At 39.0% G+C, this 3,885-nt stretch carries 1 protein-coding gene; it reads right to left on the bottom strand.

Translation table 11 applies throughout. From position 1 onward, the window contains the following. A partial coding sequence (locus tag ACZ098_RS17120; RefSeq protein ID WP_487312982.1) for a T9SS type B sorting domain-containing protein occupies positions 1-3,885 on the bottom strand: 3,885 nt, incomplete at its 5' end.

Here is a 3,885-nt window from a genome sequence, read left to right as displayed (position 1 = left end):
TTATCTTTTTAATGAGAAATGGGCTTTAAATTCTTTCACTGTTTGTTCTAAGTACTCTACTGTAAACCAGTAGTCGGTTGCTGGTAGCATTTGACCATTATAGGTTCCATCCCATCCGGTGCCCGCAGCACTTATTTGTTTCAATAGTTTTCCATATCGGTCAAATATATAAATTTTTGCGTTAGGTTGACCAGATAGTCCTGCAATATTCCATGTATCGTGGATTCCGTCTCCATTTGGTGTGAAATAATGTGGATAATCGATTGTTTGTACGTTCAAAATTTCTAGTGGATCACAACTAAATCCTGGATTTTCTACATCCCAAACTGTAATTGTATGGTTTCCTAAGGATACATTAGTAAATACTGCGCTAGTTTGTCTTGGTCCGTTATCTAAGCTGTATTCATATACTCCATATCCTTCTACTGTTACCGTGATGATTTGATTATCGGTAAAGGCATTGGTTACCGTATATCCTGTTGGTCCAACTATTGAGGCTTGACCTGATTGGATTACATCAAAACTATCTGAAGCATCACATGCTGGTGTCGTTGCGCCACTTGCACTGGTCATCACTACCGTGTAGGTTCGTGTTGCTCCTGCTGGTGCTGATGTGTTTACCGAATAGGTAGCATTGGTTTCTCCTGTTAACAAGGTTGTTCCTTCAAACCATTGGTAGGTGAATGTTCCTGGAATGGTGTTGTTGGCAGTTAAAACTAATGGACTTGCTGGAATGTTGGTTACATAATCAACACACAATACATTGAATCCAGTTGAGCTGGTAATATTTGGCTCTGGTAGTTGTTCTACGATGACGTCAAATGAGGTTAACTCATAACATCCTGTCACATTATTGGTCACTCGTATCCAAACCGTATGCGTATAAGCTAAATATCCTGCTTCATTCGTTATGGCATTAGTTCCTGCATCGGCATCGGCAAAGGTATCGTAGAAGGTTACTGTAAAGTCATTTGGATTTTGTGTTCCTAATATTCCTGCTTCTAATACAGTTAACGGATAGTCATAGAATCCATCGTTCGGACCTAAAGTATCACATGTTGCAAAGTCTGCTGGCGCGGTAGCTGTTGGCTTTGGATTGATCAAAATCGTAAACTGTCCTGTAGCATTAACACATCCTGTTGTATTGTTAACTACTCGTACATAAATAATCTGTGGATTACTTGTGTTAGGATATGCCGCTGGTGTTGCAATTGGGTTACTTCCACTTTGTGCTTCTGCTTGACTTGTATAGAAACTTACCGTGTAATCTGCTGGCAATTGCGTTGCTCCTAAGATTTCAACTATTTTGGTAGTCAAATCAAATGTTGGCGGTGGTGTGCTTCCATTGTCACAGATTTGATAATCTGATATTGCTGGATTTACTGTTGGCAACGGATTTACGGTTAAAGCTTGTTCTACCAATACATAACAATTCTCATTGTCTGAATCTATCGAGTTATTGCTTTCTACGCGTATCCATACATTTCCACCTACCGAGGCTGTTTGTGGCGTTACTATTTCATTGGTATCATCTATTGCATCTTGATAACTTGGGTAGTAATGTAAGGTTACCGAGTTGTCATTATTCATGATGTACGCGGCATTGGTTGTCAAGTTGAACACTTCCAATCCATCGCCTGGATTGTTGTTGTCACACTGTGCTGGCAATGCTGGTGGATCGGTTCTTGGCGTTGGCACTCGAAGTACGCTTAACGTTAAGGTGCTTCTACTGATACATCCTGTTGTATTATTAGTTACTAGTACTCCAATGGTTTGATTGGCTGCAATGGTATTCACAAAGGCATCCGGTGTGGTAATAAGAGTAGTGTAACTGTTATTGGTATAGAATGTTACGGTATGACCTGGTATGGTTCCTATAAAGGATACTAAATCAAATGTGGTAAACAAATTATTTGGATTGGTATCGTTATCACATACTTTGTATAACGTTGGTGTGGTCAATACAATTGGTGTGTTTACTACTAATTGGAATGATCCTACAGCGGCACAGGTAGTAGGTGTATTTTCTACTACATACCATATTGTTTGCCCGTTTGTTCCTGGGTATGTACCGGTTTGAACAATTGGATTTTGCTGCAAATTAGCATCGTTTAATGTGGTATAATACGTAACGGTGTAATTACTTGACGGCGGTGTTTGCGCTGCTAAAATTGTTGGCGTTTGTTGTTCTAAATCAAAGGCTGTAATTCCGTTTTGTGTATTATTATCGTCATCACACTCTACTAAATTTGGTAAAGTAAGTGGTACTATCGGACTTGGATTTACGTTCAACTCAATTTGAATTACGCTAAAACATCCGTTACCGTTAGTATCTTCTCCTCGTACATATAAAAACTGAATAGTACTGTTGTTTTGATACGGAACTGTTAAGTCGATTGGATTGAATCCTGATTCGGCATCTTCTGGAGTAAGGTGGTAACTAATGTTATAGTTTCCGGTTCCTTGAATGCCTGCTGTTAGGGTATTCAAATCAAATTCGGCTTGTCCATTTTGGCTTGTTCCACATACAATATAAGCTTGTGTTGGTGGTACTAAGGTTGGTAATGGATTTACTACTAAATCTAAAGTCGAGGTTACAAAACATCCTGTAAGTACATTAGTAATTCGAATTCCTAATGTTTGTGCATAAGGCTGAACGTTGGTATACAACAAGTTTGTAATTTCATTGGTATCACTTATAGCTTCATTCAAACTTGGATAGAATGCTACATCCATACCATTTTGATTTAATAATATAGCGGTTACTTGTGTTGATAAATCAAACTCTTCTTGACCTAACTGAGTTTGATCATAATCACACAACTCATATTGTGGATATCCTGGTTGTGTGGACAACGGTAACGGATTCACAATTAGATTGAATGATCCTGTAGTATTACATCCTGTAGCGGTATACGATATATTAAACCAAATTACTTGGGCGTCAGGCGTAGTATTGGTATAGGTTGTTGGTAATGCTGTTGTTATATCGTTAGTTTCTGCCAAAGTCTCTGTTAAGTAATAGTTTATCGTTACTCCTGTAAGTCCGTTGGCTATTTCTAAGTTTTTAGTCGATAAATCGAATTGTTCTAAACCGTCTGGTGAATTATTTACATCACACAATTCATAATCTGAAATGGTTGGATTTGGAATTGGTAATGGGTTGACCACTAAATCTAGTGTTGTTGTCGATGGACATTGTGGTGCCAACGGATCAAAAACTCTTGGATAAATGGTTTGGAAACTTGGATCGTTATTGCAATATGGATTTGGTAACGGATTGGCTCCTATTAAGGCATCGGTAGCCGTTAAGTGGTAGGTTACTTGAACTCCTGGTGCCATGGTAATCTCGTCATCTTTTGTAGATAAATCAAAGCAGTAAATACCATCATTGTTTAATGAATCGTCACAAACTACAAATGGTGTTGGCTGTGTGATGATTGGCGCGGTAACAAAGGTTATGGTTACTTCACTAAAATCGTCTACACATGGTACTGCACCTGTTAAAGTATATCTAAAGGTGCTTGTTGTTGCTCCAAATCCTGGTGTAAAGGTACCGGCTGCTGCGTTAAATGTTCCGCCGGTACCTGCAGTTCTTGTCCAAACACCTCCTGTTTGCTCACCTGTTATTAAGGTAAATAAATTAATTACATCGGTACTTGATTCGCAAACGTTAGTTGCACCATCGGTTCCTGCATTTGGTTGTGCATTGATTATTACCTGAGCTGTACTAGAATCATTAACACATGGTGCGGTTCCTGTTACGGTATAAACAAAAGTACTTGTTGTGGCGCCTACTGCTGGAATAAAAGTTCCTGCCGTTGCGTTAAAGTTTCCGCCTGTTCCTAAAGTACGAGTCCAAACTCCTCCTGTTTGTTCGCCTGT

The sequence above is a fragment of the Flavobacterium sp. SP2 genome (assembly GCF_057626655.1).
Note: the sequence above shows the minus strand (reverse complement) of the source record. Positions and strands in the feature narration are given on the sequence as shown.